Annotated in this window: 16 protein-coding genes and 1 pseudogene; 10 read left to right on the forward strand and 7 right to left on the reverse strand. The window is 64.9% G+C overall.

Going from position 1 to position 19109, the window contains the following annotated elements; genetic code table 11:
- A pseudogene (locus tag DTA15_RS13980) lies at positions 1–302 on the reverse strand (adenylosuccinate synthetase); the annotation flags it as partial.
- Between the two features lie 140 nt (positions 303–442).
- Between DTA15_RS13980 and DTA15_RS39050 the strand changes: the two are divergent.
- Together DTA15_RS39050 and DTA15_RS39055 are read left to right on the forward strand one after the other, a co-directional pair.
- Positions 443–871 carry a LysR family transcriptional regulator gene (locus tag DTA15_RS39050; RefSeq protein WP_256598363.1) on the forward strand — a complete coding sequence of 143 codons (429 nt, stop codon included), beginning with the start codon at positions 443–445 and terminating at the stop codon, positions 869–871.
- A gap of 174 nt (positions 872–1045) precedes the next feature.
- Positions 1046–1345 carry a LysR substrate-binding domain-containing protein gene (locus DTA15_RS39055; protein ID WP_256598364.1) on the forward strand — a complete coding sequence of 100 codons (300 nt, stop codon included), beginning with the start codon at positions 1046–1048 and terminating at the stop codon, positions 1343–1345.
- Positions 1346–1499: 154 nt separating this feature from the next.
- On the opposite strand, the gene DTA15_RS13990 is transcribed toward DTA15_RS39055, so the two are convergent.
- Positions 1500–1868, reverse strand: a complete 369-nt coding sequence (locus DTA15_RS13990; RefSeq protein WP_006489073.1) for a hypothetical protein — start codon at positions 1866–1868, stop codon at positions 1500–1502.
- Positions 1869–2008: 140 nt separating this feature from the next.
- Between DTA15_RS13990 and DTA15_RS38570 the strand changes: the two genes are divergently transcribed.
- Both DTA15_RS38570 and DTA15_RS14000 read left to right on the forward strand, forming a co-directional pair.
- Complete coding sequence (locus tag DTA15_RS38570) at positions 2009–2164, forward strand: hypothetical protein (protein ID WP_162470861.1); 156 nt, start codon at positions 2009–2011, stop codon at positions 2162–2164.
- Between the two features lie 2095 nt (positions 2165–4259).
- A complete protein-coding gene (locus tag DTA15_RS14000; protein ID WP_006489076.1) occupies positions 4260–5576 on the forward strand; it encodes a replication initiation protein in 1317 nt (438 codons plus the stop codon).
- Between the two features lie 95 nt (positions 5577–5671).
- Here the strand turns inward: DTA15_RS14000 and DTA15_RS14005 are convergent, their stop codons facing one another.
- The 3 genes from DTA15_RS14005 to DTA15_RS14015 all read right to left on the reverse strand — a co-directional run bounded on the left by DTA15_RS14005 (position 5672) and on the right by DTA15_RS14015 (position 10007).
- A complete protein-coding gene (locus DTA15_RS14005; protein WP_006489082.1) occupies positions 5672–6703 on the reverse strand; it encodes a ParB/RepB/Spo0J family partition protein in 1032 nt (343 codons plus the stop codon).
- Positions 6696–7391 carry an AAA family ATPase gene (locus tag DTA15_RS14010; RefSeq protein ID WP_006489070.1) on the reverse strand — a complete coding sequence of 232 codons (696 nt, stop codon included), beginning with the start codon at positions 7389–7391 and terminating at the stop codon, positions 6696–6698. Before DTA15_RS14010 ends, DTA15_RS14005 begins: the two co-directional genes overlap by 8 nt.
- Positions 7392–9041: 1650 nt before the next feature.
- The gene (locus DTA15_RS14015; RefSeq protein WP_006476181.1) at positions 9042–10007 is read right to left on the reverse strand and encodes an IS110-like element ISBcen8 family transposase; all 966 of its coding nucleotides are present in this window, start codon (positions 10005–10007) and stop codon (positions 9042–9044) included.
- Between the two features lie 351 nt (positions 10008–10358).
- On the opposite strand from DTA15_RS14015, the gene sugE reads away from it, so the two are divergent.
- From sugE to DTA15_RS14045, 6 genes are all read left to right on the forward strand, one after another.
- On the forward strand, positions 10359–10679 hold the full coding sequence (gene sugE, locus DTA15_RS14020) for a quaternary ammonium compound efflux SMR transporter SugE (protein ID WP_006497024.1): 321 nt from the start codon (positions 10359–10361) through the stop codon (positions 10677–10679).
- A gap of 217 nt (positions 10680–10896) precedes the next feature.
- Positions 10897–11514 (forward strand): DUF4126 domain-containing protein, encoded by a 618-nt coding sequence (locus DTA15_RS14025; RefSeq protein WP_006483514.1) that lies wholly within the window; start codon positions 10897–10899, stop codon positions 11512–11514.
- Positions 11511–14126: an ABC transporter permease gene (locus DTA15_RS14030; protein ID WP_012492739.1), complete on the forward strand. Its 2616-nt coding sequence runs from the start codon at positions 11511–11513 to the stop codon at positions 14124–14126. Before DTA15_RS14025 ends, DTA15_RS14030 begins: the two co-directional genes overlap by 4 nt.
- Positions 14127–14169: 43 nt before the next feature.
- Positions 14170–14580: a group II truncated hemoglobin gene (locus DTA15_RS14035; protein ID WP_006488211.1), complete on the forward strand. Its 411-nt coding sequence runs from the start codon at positions 14170–14172 to the stop codon at positions 14578–14580.
- 109 nt (positions 14581–14689) lie between these two features.
- Positions 14690–15421, forward strand: coding sequence for an alanyl-tRNA editing protein (locus tag DTA15_RS14040; RefSeq protein ID WP_006488196.1), 732 nt, complete (start codon positions 14690–14692; stop codon positions 15419–15421).
- Positions 15418–16035 (forward strand): DUF924 family protein, encoded by a 618-nt coding sequence (locus tag DTA15_RS14045; RefSeq protein WP_006488213.1) that lies wholly within the window; start codon positions 15418–15420, stop codon positions 16033–16035. The genes DTA15_RS14040 and DTA15_RS14045 overlap by 4 nt, the downstream gene beginning before the upstream one ends.
- Positions 16036–16206: 171 nt before the next feature.
- Here DTA15_RS14045 and DTA15_RS14050 read toward each other — a convergent pair whose 3' ends face one another.
- On the reverse strand, positions 16207–18099 hold the full coding sequence (locus DTA15_RS14050) for an ArnT family glycosyltransferase (protein ID WP_012492738.1): 1893 nt from the start codon (positions 18097–18099) through the stop codon (positions 16207–16209).
- 228 nt (positions 18100–18327) lie between these two features.
- The gene (locus DTA15_RS14055; RefSeq protein ID WP_006488202.1) at positions 18328–19089 is read right to left on the reverse strand and encodes an SDR family oxidoreductase; all 762 of its coding nucleotides are present in this window, start codon (positions 19087–19089) and stop codon (positions 18328–18330) included.
- Positions 19090–19109: the final 20 nt, after the last annotated feature.

A 19109-nucleotide genomic window follows, 5' to 3' on the forward strand; every position in this document is an offset into this window, starting at 1 on the left:
CCGCGATCGACAGGTTGTCCGGCGTCACCGACAACCCGAGCTCGGCCATCCGCCCGATTTCCGCGAGCAGCGCTTCGGGGTCGAGCGCCACCCCGTTGCCGATCACGCCGCGCTTGCCGCGCACGATGCCGCTCGGCAGCAGCGCGAGCTTGTACGTGTTGCCGCCGACGACCAGCGTGTGGCCCGCGTTGTGCCCGCCGTTGTAGCGTGCGACGAGATCGGCCTGTGCCGCCAGCCAGTCCACGACGCGCCCCTTGCCTTCGTCACCCCATTGGGGCGCCCACGACCACCACGTTCGGCATGCTCCGTACTCCATGTGAGAAATTCAGACACTCGTTCGGCCGCATGGGCCGTTTGTATGCCATATTGACGGAGCCGGATCACCCGATCAAACGATTAAACCTGAACCATCGTGTGATGAAATCTCACACGAAACGATGCCATGGCCCGACGTCTCCCTCCGTTGAATTCGCTGCGCGCGTTCGAAGCCGCCGCGCGCCTCGGCAGCTTCACGCTGGCCGCCGACGAGCTGTGCGTGACGCACGGCGCGATCAGCCGGCACGTGCAGCAACTGGAAGCGTGGCTCGGGCGACCGCTGTTCGAACGCCACAACCGGCGCGTGGAACTGACCGCGGCCGGGCGCGCGTACCTCGCCGAGGTCGGCGCCTCGTTCGACCGGATCGCGCTCGCCACCGCGCAGCACTTCGCCACGCGCAGCAGCGCGTGTTGCGCGTCAGCGCGCCCCGCGACGTTCTCGCTGCGCTGGCTCGTCCCGAAGCTGTCGTCGTTCCAGGTCGCGCATCCGGCCATCGAGGTGCGGCTGTCGACGTCGAACGAGCCGATCGAAAGCTGCGCGACAAGGTCGACCTGATCGTGCGCGGCGGCCCGCAGGCCATCGACGGTACGTCGCGGAGGAATTCCTGTCCGAAGTCCGGCTGCCGGTGTGTGCGCCGAAGTTGCTGGAGGGCCGGTCGCTGGATACGCCTGCCGATCTCGCCCGCTTCACGTTGCTGCACCGCGGCGACCTATCCGGGCATGTGGCCGGATGGCTCGCAGCGGCCGGGCATCCGAATCTCGTCCGCGACACTCGCTCACGCTCGAGCATTTCTACCTGACGCTGCAAGGCGCGCTCGACGGGCTCGGCGTCGCGATGGGGCCGATCGCGCTCGTCGCCGACGACATCGCCGAAGGCCGGCTCGTGCAGCCGTTCAGCGAACCGGCGCTGCCGCCGTGGCGCTACTTCACGTATGTGGCATCCGCGCGGGCGGACGACGACGCCGTACGTGCGTTCAAGGACTGGTTGAAGGTGACGGGAAGCGCGACTGCGTCGGGCGGGCGGGATTGACGCTTTCGGCATGCCGGCCACGCGCCTTCAAACCATGAAGGATTCCAAATCAAATGAGGTAAATGTCCGGAACGTGTTCGCCTGTGCGCATCGCTTGATCGCAATGCAAACGGCAAGCCGCGGATCGAACCGTGGGCTTGCCGCCGGACCTCGCTTACTGGCTTGCTGCGGCGCCGGCCTTCTTCTCCGCGTTCTGCAGGTTCTGCGGATAGTTCGGATCATTGGCCGCCGGCTTGTAACCGGCGTCTTCGAGTTTCTTCAGCTCGGCGGTGTTCTTCGCACGCGCGGCCTTGCGTTCGGCTTTGCGTTTGGCCCGGGCCGCCTTGCGCGCTTCGCTCTTCGCGGCCTTTGCGTCCTGTGCAGCCGCCGCAGCCGGTGCGCTGGCGGCGTCGGTCTGCGCGAACGCCGGAACGGCCGAGCCGAACAGGAAAGCGGCTGCCGTAGCAGCCAGCGTGAGTTTTCTGATCTGGATTCGCATCGCTGAACTCTCTTTTTTGATGACCATCACGGTTTGAAAAACCATCGAGATACCGCCCCTGCCCTGACCGGTCGTCATGTCGCGATCAGGACCTGTGCATCATAACCGTGTCGCAAAAAATATGGCGCCATCGTGCAACGGCATTGGGGATACACGTATGGGAGACGACGTGGCTCGTGCGTTCGATGACGGGCGCAGTCGTACCGGACACGACGCGCGGCGTCGATGGCTGTTTCATGGGTGGTGATATCGATACGCTCATGCGCGACGTGATGATCGTCGCGCTCGCACGATCACCGCAGCAACAGTCGGTCCGTGCGTTACGTCGTCGTTCGATGTAGCTCGAGCGACGGTTCCTCCCATAAACGACCACGATTCGGTTCTTCGGCGATCGAGACGGTTACGTTGCGCCGTTGCGGTGTTCGGTCATTGATTCGGCAGGTTTCGCGACACTGTGATGCCGAAGGTTACCCGTGGACGACCGGCAGGTCTGACGAAAAAGGTGAGTGCCGTGCGAGCGGTGAAAACGCCGGCCTGGTCGGTCTCACGGATGTGCTGAACCCGGCATGAGGAGCAACGCTCGTCTGATGGATGCGCACATCACCGTGGTCACATGCTCGTCCCCGTGACGATACTTGCCGACGCACCAGCCATCACACATGGACGCCACCCGTTGTTGTTTGCTCCCATCGACGGTTCCCTATCTGAACGAAGCTGCTACCTGCACAGCTTGCTTATACCTGTGCTCCACCTGATCGGTGAGCCTTTACGGGATTCGGCGTTTTTGAAAAGGTGAGGATGTTCGGGAGCATCGGCAGAATCGGGTGCGGTGAGCGTCGGATCCGGCGACATCTTCACGTTGCCTCGTAGCGATGTCGATGAATGCCTGAATGCCGTCAAGATCGGCGCGGCGGTCCGGCCCTCTGTGCGGTGGCCTTTCGGCGTGAGGTTGCTTTCGGGCCGTTGTACGAATTTCTCGTTGCCAGTGACGGGCACAGCATGACGACTCTCGATCGTGGCTCCAAAGGTAGAAAAACGGACGGGACGTGGGGATGGAAAACAGCCCGGCGCGGATAACCTGCTTGCACAGTCCACAGGCTAAATTTGGCGAGCAGCGTCACCGGCGATCGGCAAAAACTTGTCCACAGACGAAGCGGCGCGAGTACAAAAAACCACTCGCCGGCAGCCCGGGATGATTTCGAACTGCTGTGGAGGAAACCGACCGGATCCGTTCCGCTGGTCAATCACAGGTGTCGCTGGAGCCACGAGGCACGTTTTTCCGTCCCATAAACGGGAACCTCTACGCCGAATCCGGGGATTTCCTCCCATAAGTTTCTACGTTTCGGTATGTGTGAGTGGGCACTCACCTCTTCGGGATGCCTTGTCAGGCTTGGAGCCATCAGAAACCGGTGCGGCAGACAGGGCGGAGTCGGCATGAATCGAGGGGTCCGGGGCTTCGTCTCCCACAGACGACTCCCATTGGTAGCGGTTTATGGGGTTCGTCTTTCTGTGCAAGCACACGTGTGTTTACATCTTTGGTAAACCACGTTTACTTCTTTAACTACTTTTAGACGGCTCACAGCCTTATCTGGCAAGGCTTTGAGCGGTATTCGGTACCCATTTATGGGAGCACAGGTGGACGGGTTTGGGGTTTCAGGTCTGTGGATTTGGGGTTTGGGGTACCACGCTGTGGGGAATCAGGGTTGTGGATATGGGGCGAACGTATCCGGTTATGGGAAATCGGCCGGAAATTGCGTTAGGTAGTCGTCTATGGGAACGCATGAAGGTAGCCTTTTATGGGCGACTTTTCTCGATCGGAAGTTCGTTGCGTGCACAGTGATTTTCTTTGGGTAGCCGGTTATGGGGAATCAAGAAGGTAGCCGGTTATGGGAGCCGGACTGAATCGATTCGTTGTCCTTTCCCTCGCGCACCCCGTAGCGCTTTCCCATAGACAGGACCGGTGTCATCGACAGGTTACCTTTTATGGGGAAAGCGAATGGTTGCCGTTTATGGGCACGATTTCTACGCTCGGGACGGCAAGCAATACGTTTGACGGTGCTGACAGGTACCCTCCTATGGGAATCGACGAAGGTAGCAGGTTATGGGAGAAAACGGCGGTTGTGCTGCAAGGCACCACGAATCCTCCCGACCATCCCGATTCCGCGCGTTTGCCCCCATGGATGGGTACCTTCGTGGTGGCAAATCTTGTGCCGGGTTTGCGTGGTCGCCCAGGAAAGGTAGCGGCTTTTGGGAGGCCTTTTTGGCAAAAGGTAGACGGATATGGGGCCTCGCACAAATCGATGAACCAGAATTTTTCCTTTCATATCTGATGGTTAGCGCAGATAGTGAAAGTGATGCTGGAGCACGGACGTTGCTCCGCCGCGCGAAAAGGTATAAAGTCCGCTCTCAATAAGGCAACCTTACCCGGACACCACGATGCCGCGCAAGCCCGCAAGCAAAGGCTCAGACAAACAGGTTTCGCTGTTTCAGACACCCGAGCCTCCCGACCTGTTGCGCAAGGCGGTCCAGGCGATTCATATCGCACCGAAGTCCGGAAAGATCGGTCTGCAGCAGCGCAAGATGTTCAGCTCGCTGATCAAGAACGCGCTTCGGCAGGAGGCGTTCGAACCCGGCCGGACGAGCTTCTCGATCTCGATCGCGTCGCTGTCGCACGAGAGCGGGTTGAACAGCAACAACACGAAGTACGTGAAGGACACGGTCAACTCGTTGATCAGTACCGTCGTCAACTGGGACTACCTGGCCGCGGACCGTTCGACGGTCTGGAAGGCGTCGGGCCTGCTCGCCGGCGCGGAGCTCGAACAATCGGTGCTGAAGTACAGCTTCTCCGACCAGATTCGCAGCGAACTGCTCAATCCCGAAATCTACGCGCTGATCGATATGCGGATCGCTCGCGAGTTCCGGCGATCGCATTCGCTCGCGCTGTGGGAAAACACGGTGCGCTACGAAGGAATCGGCATCACCGCGAAGATTCCGTTGCCGAAATTCCGTGACCTCATCCTCGGCCAGGACAAGGCGTCGCAGTCGTACAAGGAATACAAGCTGTTCAAGAGCAAGGTGCTGGTGCCGTGCATCCAGGAGGTGAACGAAGTATCGGACCACACGCTCGAGCTGATCGAACACAAATCCGGCCGCAGCGTGGAAGCCGTGCAGTTCAAGGTGACGCGCAAGCAGAGCACCGATACGGTCGAGGACGGCGACGTCAAGAACGAAGCGCTGGTCGAGGAAGTCGCGAAGTTCGGCATTCCGCGCTCGGAAGCGCGCCGGTTGATCACGCAATACGGCGTGCAGCGCATCAAGGCGGCGATTGCCTATACGCTCAATCGGACTACGAAGAAGAATGCGACGCCGGTCGACAACGTCGCCGCGTATTTCCGCAAGGCGCTGACGCACGGCTACACGCTGGCCGACGGTCAGGGCACCGAAACGGCCGCACCGGCGAAGGAATCCGCGCAGAGCAAGCAGGAGCAGATCCGCGACAAGTATCTGGCGGCGAAGGTCGAGGAAGCCGGCGCGTATTTCCGCGAGCTGGAGATCGACGACCAGACCAAGCTGATCGAGCGCTACAACGAGACGGTGGCGGGGTCGAAGGACCTGACGCTGTCGCCGAAGAAGAAGGCGAGCAAGCTCGCGCAGACGAGCTTCTTCCGATGGCTGGCGCTCGATACCTGGGGCGAGCCGACCTCGGACGACCTGCTGGAATTCCTGCTGAAAAGCAGCCTCGCAGGCAACTGAACGCGGCCTCGCCGTCGTGCGCGCCGTGCGCCGAACCGTGTTGCGGTCCGGGTTCGCGGCGCAGTGCGAAGACGAGGCCTTTCGTCGGTGGCGCGTTACTTTGACGTGGCCGTCGCCAGATCCGCCACGTACGCGTCGATGACGGTCTTGAGCTTGTCGGCAAGCGCTTCCTGGTGGGATGCGTCGACGCCCTTGAGTTGCAGATCCAGACGCCCGTCCGGATACGTCTTCAACTGGCCGATCGCGCGCGATTCGAGCGCGAAGTCGTGACGAACGCTGTAGCGCGTGCGTCCGGCCTTCTTGGTGCCGTCGCTCTGCGCACGCAGGAAATTCTCGAGATCGCGGACGGATTTTTTCCGGTCGATCACGGCCGTCAGCAGCCGGTCGGCCGTCGGCTCGCCCAGGCGTTCATAGATCAGTTTGAGGAAGTACGCCGCCTGCAGACCGACGACGTCGTTCGCACTGGCCATCCGCTCCAGCAGCGTGTTCGGCAGCGCGTTGAGCGACAGCGTCTTGCTGATCGAGGCCTTGTCCTTGCCGATTTTTTCCGCCAGCGTGTTCTGGTCGGAAAAGACCTTCTCGTCGAGGAGACGTTTCCACGCAACCGCATCGTCGAAGATCGTCTGGCGTTCGTGGTCGTGGTTCGCGCGATACGCGATCGTATAGAGCTGCTCGGGCGTGTGATCCGTGCGGAACGTCGCATTGATCGTCTCGTCGCCGTTGATGCTCGTCGCACGCAGCCGGCGTTGCCCGTCGATCACGACGAGCTTGCCGGGAAACTCGGGGAGTCGCGTGACCTTGATCGGCTCGATCTGCCCTTCCCGTTTCAACGTCAGTGCGAGCTCGTGCAGGCTCGATTCCGAGTAGAACACACGCGGATTGAACGGGTTCGGGATGCAGTCCTTGACCAGCACCTTCTGCGGCGCGCCAAGATCGGCCGTACCGGCGGGCGTGGCGGCGGCCGGAGCACTGGCGGGCGTCGCTTCGACGACCGCAGCCGGTGCGGCCGTCGGCTCGGGCAGCCGCGTTTCGAGCGCCGCATTTTCCTGCGCGAGTCCGCGCAACAGGCCGGCCGCGAGATGCAGGTTGCCGGTCGGTTTCTTGTCTTTCGAGGTGTCCTTAGCCATGGGCGGCTCCGGTAGCGCGCGTCGACGCGATGTATTGGGCCATTTCCGTGACCAGCCTTTCGATTTCCGCGCGGGCTTCCTTCAGGCCCTTCAGGTATCGATTGTGGTGATGGATCGTGGTGCCGAGCGCGAACGTCTGACGATAGACCTCGCGTTGCGCGATCTGGCTGTCGAGCAGATGCTCCCCTATTTCTTCAGCCCTTAGAATTTTTAAAATTTCTTCACGCATTTTAGTTTTTCCATTGACGCTATTCAGCATCAATGCGGAAGAAAGTTGAGGATTTCGAACGGCGCGCATCGACTCGATCATGCGGATCATCGCGACGGTGCTGTACAAGTCGGCCGGCGAAGGCGAAAGCGGCACTAGGCAGAAGTCGGCTACTTCGAGGACGGATGCAATACGCGGATCTTCCAGGTTGCCGGGGCAGTCGACGACGATCACGTCGAAGTTCGCGTCCTGCTTCTTGATCTCACCGCCGATACCGCGGCCCGCGGGAGCCAGCGAAAGGACCGTCATCGGCAGCGTGTTCTCGCCGCTCGTGACCCAACGGACGGAAGTGCCTTGAGGGTCGGCATCGATCAACGCGACCTTGTTACCGCCGGCTTCGAAGGCAGCCGCGATGTTGACGGAGATGGTTGTCTTTCCAGTCCCACCTTTTTGATTACTGACGGCGATCTTGAAAGCCATTAAATTCCTCCACGGAGTTTTTCGTAATATATGCAGTTATTAACGGAATGTCCAGAAAAGCGTTCGAAGCAGAGGATATTTTGTTGATCGTTGTGGTCGTTACGTGACAAGTGGGCCGAATGGCTAAGGCGTTACTCGTACTTATTGATCCAAGAAAACAAGTCAGTCGCTCATGTTTGTAAAATCGAACGACAAGCACGAGCCAGTTCGCCGTCTTCGGCAACGATCGCGAAACCTTTTCTCAGAGAGTTGATGTCTCGTCGTGCTTCAGTCTGAGACGAAATTCGATACAAATCCGGGGCGCTGAGACCCCGGTAACGAGGAAGAGCCGGTTGTCACGTGACAAGTCGCCGGATATCGATTCCTCCGAGTGCTACGTCGAGCGAAAGTTTTCGATTGCGACCTGGAGCGCGGGGTAATCGCTTCACTCTAATTATCGATACACGGGCGCTAAATCGCGGACGTCTACCTGGGAAGATGAGTTGTCACGTGACAAACAATCCCAAGGTGCTGTCTCGGATAGGGGATTTGTGGTCAGTTAAGAATAGTTGTTGCTGGTCGACGCTCGCGGCGTGGAGGCATATTGTCGGGGAAACGCACGAAGTTGATAGTTTTCGCCGAGGTGGTTTGTCCGTGTGTCCATCGGTGAGTTGTCACGTGACAACAGGACGCGATGCCGGGAAGTTCAAGCGATGGCGACTCTATGGCGAGGAGCGCCCCGTTGCTGTCGCAAAGAAACGGCTTGGGGCTGCGAAGGCCTTGGCACGATCGGTTGCGCGGCCAAATTCCTGCCGGCGTGCGGACCCTCAAGGGCGGACGCAATGCTGCCGAGCTCTGTCGCAAAGGCTGCATGGGGCTGTCATGATATGTCCCCATTTATAGGAGCGCGACCCTGCGTTTCCACGCGTGCCGGCCGATAGGGTAGGTTGCTTCGTGGCCGCCAGCCGGTGCCTGCGCTGGTGGACTGTTGATGCCGGAGATAGCCGCAGGTATGAACTGCTACTGGCGCTGAATCCATACGTCAGAGGCATGTAACAACCCAAACGGGTCGGATCGTGAAACATTTCCCGAAAATAAGCACTCGCCCGGAAATCCTTGTCGGGCAATGGTTTGCGCCATATTCTTCATGCTGTTTCACGCAAAACGGATGCTGCACCCTCGGGAAATAGGGGCGTATGAGTTTTCAACGCCCGGGCATTGAAGATTGATACGGCTGCGGCTAGATTTGTTTTGATTGATATGTGATTTGTTGTTTTTGATACGTTTCGGCTGATTCTTCGCGGGATCCGCCGATGAGCCGGGAGGATCGGTGCTCTACCATTGAATTCCCTTGAGCCTCCAATCGAGTACGGGGCGCACCGATATTTAGCGCCAGTTGTCACGTGACAACGCACACGTCGGTCGCGCGATTCATGGAATGGTGGGATTCGGAGTAGATAGAAGTTGACGCCGGGCATTCGTGGGCCGGTAATCGCAGCGCGACCGGTACAACGCAGTCTTCAGAAGAGAGCGGCTACGATCCGCTCAGAGAGCGTCGGTTCAGGGCGATTTATCTGTAGCCGAATGTGAGATCCGAGCTGGGATGCGGCCGCTCGACACGCGTCGGCTGCGGTTTGACGTTCAACAGCGACTGAGTAACCGTCTTCCGAGTCAAGCCCGATGAAGTGAATCGTCCCAAGGCGTGTTGGTTTTGACCATGGCATTGAGCATGGTTAGGAGCTTGCGCATGCAGGCAACAAGCGCGACCTTGGACAGTTTGCCGGCGGCCTTCAGGCGTTGATAGAAGGCTCTGATGGCGGGGTTGTAGCGTGTGGCAGTCAATGTAGCCATGTACAGCACGCGACGGATCGCGAAGCGGCCACCTTGAACCCGTCGTCGCCCATTACGTAAGCCGGAATCGCAAGCAATGGGAGCGACGCCAACGAGGGCTGCAATCTGACGGCGATTGAGCCGGCCCAATTCGGGCAGTTCTGCGATCAGGCAGGCGCTGGATACCGGGCCAATTCCATGTGTGGACTGCAACAGGCGGTCGAGTTCACCGAAGTGCTGGCGTACATGAGCGACCATCTGAGCGTCAATGTCATCGAGTTGTGCCTGGATGGCGGCAATGATAGCCAGCAGACTTGAATGCAGACCAACCGGCGTGATCTGGAGCCGCTGTCGCTCCGAAAGGAGCATGGTGAGTAGTTGGCGCCGTCGGGTCACCAGTGCAGCCAGCCACTGCTGCCGCTCGTCGGGAACGGGACGTAGCAAGCGGGACAGATCGTCCCGACGCAGTAGCACGGAAGCCAGTTCGGCAAGCATACGTGCGTCGATGGCATCGGTTTTCGCCAGACGTCCCATCGAGCGGGCAAAATCGCGTGCTTGCCGAGGGTTGACGACAGCGACCGGCAAACCCGCACCTTGCAAGGCGCACGCCAGCTCGGTCTCGTAGCCACCGGTCGCCTCCATCACGACCAACTGCACGTTCAGCGGCTGAAGGGCAACAGCCAGGGCCGAGTGGCCCTCGGCATCGTTGTTGAATCGACGGATGTCCAGATTGGCACCCAGTACGGAAACATCGACGTGAGCTTTTGCGACGTCAATGCCGACCGTTACGGCAGAAGGAGCAGACATGATCTTCGGATCCCATGCTTGTACATGCGCACTCGATGTAAATGGCGCGCGTAACCGTTCGGGCTTCAGGAAGACCAGCACGGCAACCGTGCGTTTTGTACTCAGTCACGGGCTCCAACACCCAAGCGCGGGGCAAACTGCACGGTCTCGTCTGGCTACCACCAGACTTTACCGTACTGGTCAGTACTGAACATACAAGCGCGGCCGGCCGATCGCGCCCCGCATCGGCCACCGACGTGGCAGGCAGCCGGCAGGTCCGTAAGCCTCTTGTTATACTCGGCGCCGCCCGGGGACGACCCCGGGTCATTCGCTTCAACGGGGACGGCCCCATCCGATACGGTGTACGTCGAGATGGCGTGGGTATGGTTGTTGATCGCCGGTTTGCTGGAAGTGGCCTGGGCGGCCGGCTTGAAATCGTCGGACGGCTTCACGAAGCTCGGTCCGTCGGTGTTTACGATCGTGACGGCGCTGGCCAGCTTCGGGCTGCTCGCGGTCGCGATGCGCCAGCTGCCGCTCGGTACCGCGTACGCGGTGTGGACGGGCATCGGCGCGGTCGGCGCGTTCGTGTTCGGCATCGTGATGATGGGCGAGGCGCTGACCGTCGCGCGCGTCGCGAGCGCGGCGCTGATCGTCGCGGGGCTGGTCGGCCTGAAGCTGTCGTCGGCCGCCTGACGACGGTATCCCGGGTGCGCAGGCGCCCGGGCGCCGCCTTGCCCCGCGGAATTGCGCCGGTCGCCCGCCCAGCCTGTCTATAATGGAACGCATTCGGGCCTGAATCCCGTCGTGCTTCTCGCGGCACGCGGTGCCGGTCGCCACGCGCCGCGCGGCCAATCTGTCCGACCCGATCCGATCAATCGGCAAAACGCACGGAAAGTGCAAGGAGAGGGCCATGATCGAAGCCATTTCGCTCGGCGCGGGGCTCGCGTGGGCGAGCGGCCTGCGCCTGTACCTGACGGTCCTGATCGCCGGCGTGCTGGCGCGGTTCGGCTGGCTCCATCTACCCGACACGCTGGCCGTGCTGATGTCGCCGTGGGTGATCGGCGCCGCGGCCGTGCTCACCGTGACCGAGTTCCTTGCCGACAAGATCCCCGCGTTCGACTCGCTGTGGGATGCCGTGCATACCTTCATCCGCATCCCGGCCGGGGCCGTGCTCGCGGCCGGCGCGCTCGGCCATGCCGACCCGACCATGCTGGCGGTCGCGGGTCTCGCCGGCGGCTCGCTCGCCGGCGCCGCGCACGTGGCGAAGGCCGGCACGCGCGCGCTGATCAACCTGTCTCCCGAACCGATTTCGAACTGGGTCGCGTCGTCGACCGAGGACGGTCTCGTGGTCGGCGGGCTCGTCCTCGCGTTCTTCGTTCCGCTCGCGTTCCTCGTGCTGCTCGCCGCGTTCATCGCGGCGTCGGCGTGGGCGCTGCCGCGTCTGTGGCGCGGCGTGTCGGGCGGTTTTCGCGGGATGGCGAACCACATGGTGTCGCGGCTCAACTCGATCGGAGGGAAACGCGATTGAAGGGGCCGCAACACGCGGCGCAGCCGCCGGCCGGGCCATCCGGCCATGACGGGCGCGCGCATGCGGGCCGCTTCGGTCTGCGCGACCTGATCCACCAGGCTGCCCGGATGACCGCGCGCGACTGGCGCGCGGGCGAACTGACGCTGCTCGTCTTCGCGCTGGTGCTCGCGGTCGCGGCGCTGACGAGCGTCGGCTTTCTCGCCGATCGCCTGCGCCAGGGGCTCGAGCGCGACGCGCGCCAGATGCTCGGCGCCGATTTCGTCGTGCGCGCCGATCATCCGGTCGATCCGTCGTTCGACCGGCAGGCCCGCGCGCTCGGCCTGCGTACCGCGACGACCGCCATTTTTCCGAGCATGATCGCGGCCGCCGCGGGCGGGCAGGCGGCCGACGCGGCGCCGTCGCGCCTCGCGGCCGTGAAGGCCGTGTCGCCCGGGTATCCGCTGCGCGGCGCGGTCGAGATTCTGCCGGCCGGTGCCGCCACTGCGCAGAAGGCGGCCGCGATTCCCGCGCCCGGCACCGTATGGGCCGACCCTGCGCTGCTCGACGCGCTGCACCTGAAGGCCGGCGATACGGTGCGGGTCGGGCTGCGTACATTTACGGTCGCCGCCGCGATCACCCGCGAACTCGATCGCGGCTTTTCGTTCGTCAATTTTTCGCCGCGGCTGATGATGCGCGCGGACGAGCTCGCCGCGACGGGGCTCACCGGCTACGGCAGCCGCGTCACGTACCGGCTGCTGGTCGCCGGCGATGCTCCGGCCATCGCGCGCTTCGAAACGTATGCGCACGCGCGCGTCGACGGCGGGAAGCTGCGCGGCGTCGGGCTCGAGTCGTTGCAGGAAGGGCAGCCGCAGGTGCGGCAGACGCTGGATCGCGCGCGCCATTTCCTGACGCTCGTCGCGCTGCTGACCGCGCTGCTCGCGGCGGTCGCGATCGCGATGGCCGCGCAGCGCTACATGCGGCGTCATCTCGACGGCTGCGCGACGATGCGCTGTCTTGGCGTGAGCCGCCGCACGCTCGGCGCGCTGTTCGCGCTGGAATTCGCCGGCGTCGGCATCGTGTCGGGCGCCGCGGGCGCGGTGCTCGGCTATGCCGGCCACTGGGCGTTGCTGGCCGCGCTCGGCAGCCTGATCGACGTCGTGCTGCCGCCGCCGACGTTGTGGCCGGCGCTGATCGGCATGGGCGCCGCGCTCGTGCTGCTGCTCGGTTTCGCGCTGCCGCCGCTCGTGCCGCTCACGCGCGTGCCGCCGGTGCGCGTGCTGCGGCGCGAGTGGGGCGACGCGTCGCGCACCGCGTGGGCCGCGTACGCGATCGGCGTCGTGCTGTTCGCGGGGCTGCTGATCGTGGCCGCCGGCAACCTGAAGCTCGGCCTGATCGTCGCGGGCGGCTTTGCCGGCGCGCTGGTCGGGTTCGCGCTGATCGCCCGGCTCGTGCTGTTTGCCGCCGCGCGCGCGGTGCGCAATGCGCGCGTGGCCGCGGGCGTCGGCTGGCGTTACGCGCTGGCGTCGCTGCACCGACGCGGCACGGCCAGCGCGCTGCAGATCACCGCGCTCGCGCTCGGCCTGATGTGCCTGCTGCTGATCGCGATCACGCGCAACGACCTCGTGGCGGGCTGGCGGCAGTCGACACCGCCCGATGCGCCGAACCAGTTCCTGATCGACATCCAGCCCGACCAGCGCGCCGATGTCGCGGCCTATCTGGCCGCGCACGGCGTGCGCGACGCCGAGCCCGCGCCGATGGTGCGCGGCCGCCTCGTCGCGATCAACGGCAAGCCGGTGAATCCGGACGCGTACCCGTCCGAAGAGGCGCGCCGGCTCGTCGATCGCGAGTTCAACCTGTCGTATACGACCGAGCTGCCGTCCGACAACCGGATCGTCGAAGGCGACTGGTTCGGCACCGCGGCCACGCCGCAGATCTCGATCGAAGCCGGCCTCGCGAAGACGCTGAACGTGAAACCGGGCGACACGCTGCGCTTCGACGTGACGGGACTGACGGTCGACGCGCCCGTCACCAGCGTGCGCAAGCTCGACTGGGGCTCGTTCCGCGTCAACTTCTTCGTGCTGATGCCGCCGCCCGTGCTGAAGGATTTCCCGGCCGTCTACCTGACCAGCTTCCATCTGCCGGCCTCGGACGCCGCGCTGCTCGATCCGCTGATCGCGCGCTACCCGAACCTGACCGCGATCGATGTCGCGCCAATCCTCGCGCAATTGCAGCGGATGATGCTGCAGGTGGTCGGGGCGGTGCAGTTCCTGTTCGCGTTCACGCTCGCGGCCGGGGTGCTCGTGCTGTACACGGCGCTCGCCGGCTCGCGCGACGAGCGCGTGCGCGAGGCCGCGCTGCTGCGCGCGCTCGGCGCGTCGCGCGCGCAGGTGAACGCGGTGCAGCGCGCGGAATTCGTCGTGGTCGGCGCGCTGGCCGGCGTGCTGGCATCGGCGGGCGCGATCGCGGTCGGCTGGGTGCTCGCCGCGCGCGTGTTCGACTTCCAGCTCGCCGTCGATCCTTGGCTCGTGCCGGCCGGCATCGCGGCCGGTGTCGTCTGCGCCGGTGCGGCCGGCTGGCTGAGCCTGCATAATGTGTTGCGGCGCCCCGCGCTGCAGTCGCTGCGCGACGCCTGAGCGTCGCCCGCGGCCCCGAAGATCCCGTTTCCCGACTATCCGTATGACCGATGTGAATGACGATGCGCCGTCGCAGCCGACGGCGTTCGAGCTCGTGGGCGGCGAAGCCCGCGTGCGCGAAATGGTGGACCGCTTCTACGACCTGATGGACCTCGAGCCGGAGTTCGCGCAGATTCGCGCGCTGCATCCGCCGTCGCTCGACGGTTCGCGCGACAAGCTGTTCTGGTTCCTGTGCGGCTGGCTCGGCGGCCCCGACCACTACATCAGCCGGTTCGGCCATCCGCGGCTGCGCGCGCGGCACCTGCCGTTCCCGATCGCGTCGGTCGAGCGCGACCAGTGGCTGCGCTGCATGGCGTGGGCGATGGAGGATGTCGGGTTGCCGGAGCCGCTGCGCGAGCGGCTCATGCATTCGTTCTACGACACGGCCGACTGGATGCGCAACCGGCCCGGTTGATCGACCGGTACGCCGCTGCCCGCGCGCGGGACGATCTGCGTCTGGGCGCCCGTGCCGCCCGGCGCGACACTGGCCGTTTCCATTCCCCCATCGATACGAGGCTCGCCCGATGACGACACAAGCGCTGTTTCGCGAAGACGCGTACCTCACGCAATGCGAGGCGATCGTCCAGGCCGTCGGCGACGACGGCATCCGGCTCGACCGCACGGTGTTCTATCCGCTCGGCGGCGGCCAGGCCGGCGACACCGGCACGCTGACGCTGCCCGACGGCAGCACGATCGCGATCGCCGACACGCGCAAGGCGAAGTTCGACGGTGCGACGCCCGACGACGCCGTGCACGTGCCCGCGCCGGACCAGGAGGCGAGCGTCGCGACGCTCGCCCCCGGCACGCGCGTGGTCGCGGCGATCGACTGGCTGCGCCGCTACCGGCACATGCGCCTGCATACGGCCGCGCACCTGATGTGCGCGGTGCTGCCGTATGCGGTCGACGGCTGCAGCGTGACGGCCGACTACGTGCGGCTCGATTTCGCGACGTCCGACGCGATCGACCGCGACGACGTCGAGCGGCGCCTCGCGGGCTTCGTCGTCGGCGCGCATCCGGTCACGACCGAATGGATCACCGACGACGAGATGGCCGAGCGGCCCGAACTCGTGCGCACGATGAGCGTGAAGCCGCCGATGGGCCTCGGCCGCGTGCGGCTGCTGCGCATCGAAAACGTCGACCTGCAGCCGTGCGGCGGCACGCATGTGCGCAACACGTCCGAAATCGGTGGGCTGCGGGTCGCGAAACTGGAAAAGAAGAGTGCGCGCACACGGCGCCTCGTACTGGAGTTTGCATGACGATCGATACCGGGAAAGCAGGCGCGGCGGCGCTCGATCCGCAGGCACGGGAGATTCTCGATTTCTGGTTCGGCGCGCCGGGCTCGGCCGAATTCGGGCAGAACCGCACGGTCTGGTTCAATGGCGGCGCGGCATTCGACGACGTGCTGCGCACGCGCTATGGCGCGCTGCTTGACGCTGCATGCGACGGCGCTTGCGATCACTGGGCCGATTCGCCGTCGGGCGCGCTCGCGTTGATCGTCGTGCTCGACCAGTTCTCGCGCAACATCCATCGCGGCACGCCGCGCGCGTTTGCCGCCGATTCGAAGGCGCTCGCGCTCGCGCGCCGCGTCGTCGCGGCCGGCTGGGACGCGCGGTTGCCGAGCGGCCATCACCGTGCGTTCGCGTATCTGCCGTTCGAGCACGACGAGTCGGTCGAGAGCCAGCGCGAGGCCGTGCGTCTGTGCGCGGGCATCCGCGACGAGGCCGGGTGCGAGAGCTATCACCGCTTCGCATTGCTGCATGCGGCGGTCGTCGAGCGCTTCGGGCGCTTTCCGCACCGGAACGCGATTCTCGGCCGCGCGTCGACCGACGAGGAAACGGCGTTTTTGCGAGAGCCCGGCTCGTCGTTCTGACGATCCGGATGTCGACGTGATGACGGAAGGGGCGGCGACCGTTGGGGCGCTGGCGGGCTCGGACCGGCGCCGGTATCGCGCAAGGGCTGCGCACCGGCCGGGCGGATGAGCGCGGCCATTGCCGAAGAAGAAAACGAAGGCGGGCAGGACGGCGCATCGCGCCGCCCGGTGTCACTGCAGGTGCTGTTCGGGCGTGCGCACGTAAACGCGCAGCAACTCGTCGTTGTCGCCCGGGCGGGCGCCCGTCCAGAACAGCTTCCACTCGCTGCCGGGCGCCGGCTCGACGGCCCGCACGCCCTGCACGATCATCCACGTGCAGCGCGTCGTCTTCGCGTCGTCGATCGGCGTGTGCTGGATGCCGGAGAAGTAGTACATCATCGGCGCCTCCGATTCGCCGAACCCGGGCAGGCTCGCCATGCAGTCGCCGTCGTTCCATTCGAGCGCCAGATGCGCGTTCAGGTCGTCGAACACCGAGCGGTAGCTCTTCGCGGCATCGAGCCACGGCAGCAGCAGCGTGTAGACGAGCCCCCACGCGACGAGCGCGCCGGCGCCCCACGACAGCGCGCCGCGCCACCGGCCCGTCGTGCGCAACTTCGGCAGCAGCGTCAGCCAGCCGACCGTCAGTGCGAGCGCGCCGGTCACGAGCGCGGGCTGGATCGGCATCGTCCAGTCGAGCGGCAGCCAGCGGCCGAGCAGCGCGAGATCGGCGCGCGACGCGGCGGGATCGGCCATCACCGCCCAGATCGCCCACGCGAGCACGACGACCGTGCCGAACAGGAGGCGGCTCAGGTAATCCCACGCGAGATGCAGCCGGCGCGGCAGGCGCTCGATCGCCTGCGCGGCGACCAGTGCGAGCGGCGCGAAGAACGGCAGGATGTAGAGCTGGCGCGACGTCGCGGATATTTGCAGCACCACGAGCCCGATACCGGCGAACAGCACGGGCAGCGCGACAGACGGCACGCGCCAGTCACGCCATGCGCCGCGTGCGAGCGCGACGATCGCGAGCGGTGCGATCGGGAAACCAACGGTCAGGAACGCGCGGAGAATGAAGAGCGGCTTGTCGTTTTCTGCCCCGAGCTCGGGGACGGAGAAACCGAAGAAGCGGCCGACGTTGTTGTCCCAGAACCACTTCATGAACAGCGTCTCCGAGCGCAGGAACAGCGCGGTCGGCCAGATCAGCGCGAACGGCGCGAACACGAGCGCGGCAATGCCGAGCGCGCGTGCGAACGAGCGGGTGCGGCAGGCCGGGTAGAGCACCAGTGTGCAGACGAGCGTGGCCGCGAACACGAGCGGCACGAACAGCCCCTTCGCCATCAGCGCGATGCCGACGCCCGCGCCGAAGAGCGGCGCGGCCCACCGGCTCGCCGGGTGCACCGGCAGCCCGTGCCGCATCTGCTGCGCGCGCGCGACGTGCTGCATTACGAGTTCGAGCAGTCCGCAGAACCCCATTGCCGTACCGGCAAACAATGCGACGTCCGTCATCATGTCGTGCACGTGCTTGATGACGACGAGCGTGCCCGCGCTCAGCACGACCGGGCCGAGCACGCGCAGGTCGAACCAGTTCTCCGTCCGGCTGGCCATGCGGGCCGCGCGTGCGATGAAGCCGAACGCGAGCGCGGCGAACAGGGCGCTCGCCAGGCGCGCCGCGTCGTGCAGCGGCATCACGCGCTGCAGCAGCCACGCGAGGCTGGTCGCGACCCACGCGTAAAGCGGCGGCTTTTCCATGAAGGGCAGGCCGGCATTGGTCGGCACGACGAAGTCGCCGGTCTCGAGCATGTGCTGGATGATGCCGAACGTGTAGGTTTCGTCCTGTTTCCACGGATCGTGGCCGAGCACGCCGGGCAGCGTGTACGCGCACACCAGGGCGGCAACGAACACCCAGGCGCGCCAGCCGAGCAGCAGCGCGCGGTCGCGCGCGGGGCTGGCGGCCGCGGTCGATGCGGCAACGGGCGTGCCGGCAACGTCGAGCGTCGCGATGACGTCGGTATCGGCGGTCGAGCGGGTGTGCGCGGCCGAGGCGGGCACGGACGTGCGTCGCCGGCTGGGCGCTGCGGTTCCAGGCATGGAAAAGATCTCGGGTCGAGTCGAGCCGGTCCGGCGACATGGGCTGGACCGATAAGGGGATTACATCCGGCTAACGGACAGGATGTTTAAGACACCTGTCTGAATGACCGCTAGTAGAGCACGGAATTGTTACGGATGTTTACTGAAACTGTCACGGAATTGTGGAGATTTGTGGCGGCGTGACCACGCGGCGTTGTCGACCGCCGTATTGTTGCGCGGCGCGTCAGCTCAGCGGCCGCCGCCGACGTCGAGCAGGGCGCCCGTCGTGTAGGAGGCCGTATCGCCGAGCAGCCAGACGATCGCCTCGGCGACCTCCTGCGCTTCGCCCGCGCGGCCGAGCGGCGTTTGCGCGCCGAGGCGGGCCGCACGGCCCGGCTGGCCGCCGCTTGCATGAATGTCGGTCTCGATCAGGCCGGGGCGTACCGCGTTGACGCGCACGCCGTGCGGGCCGAGTTCCTTGGCGAGGCCGATCGTCAGCGAATCGACCGCGCCTTTCGAGCCCGCGTAGTCGACGTACTCGTTCGGCGAGCCGAGCCGCGATGCGATCGACGACACGTTGACGATCGCGCCGCCGCGGCCGCCGCGGTCGGTCGACAGCCGGCGCGCGGCTTCGCGCGCGCACAGGTAGGCGCCGAGCACGTTGGTATCGAACATCCGCCGCAACCGGTCGACCGGCATGTCGGCGAGCGGCATCGACGGCGCGACGATGCCCGCGTTGTTGACGAGCGCGTCGAGGCGTCCGAACGCGGCCGCAACGGTATCGAACATCGCGACGACGTCCGCCTCGTTCGCGACATCGCCCGCGACGATGCACGCGCGGCCGCCCGCGTCGCGCACGGCCTGCGCGGTCAGTTCGGCCGCCGCCGCGTCGCGCGCGTAGTTGATGCCGACGTCCCAGCCGCGTTCGGCCGCGAGCACGGCGGTCGCGCGGCCGATGCCGCGGCTCGCGCCGGTGATGAGGACGGCCTTGCGGTCGGACGATGCGGTCATCGCGTGCGGGTTCCGGTGAG

Origin of the sequence: Burkholderia cenocepacia, from assembly GCF_900446215.1 — a bacterium.
Lineage (GTDB): Bacteria > Pseudomonadota > Gammaproteobacteria > Burkholderiales > Burkholderiaceae > Burkholderia > Burkholderia cenocepacia.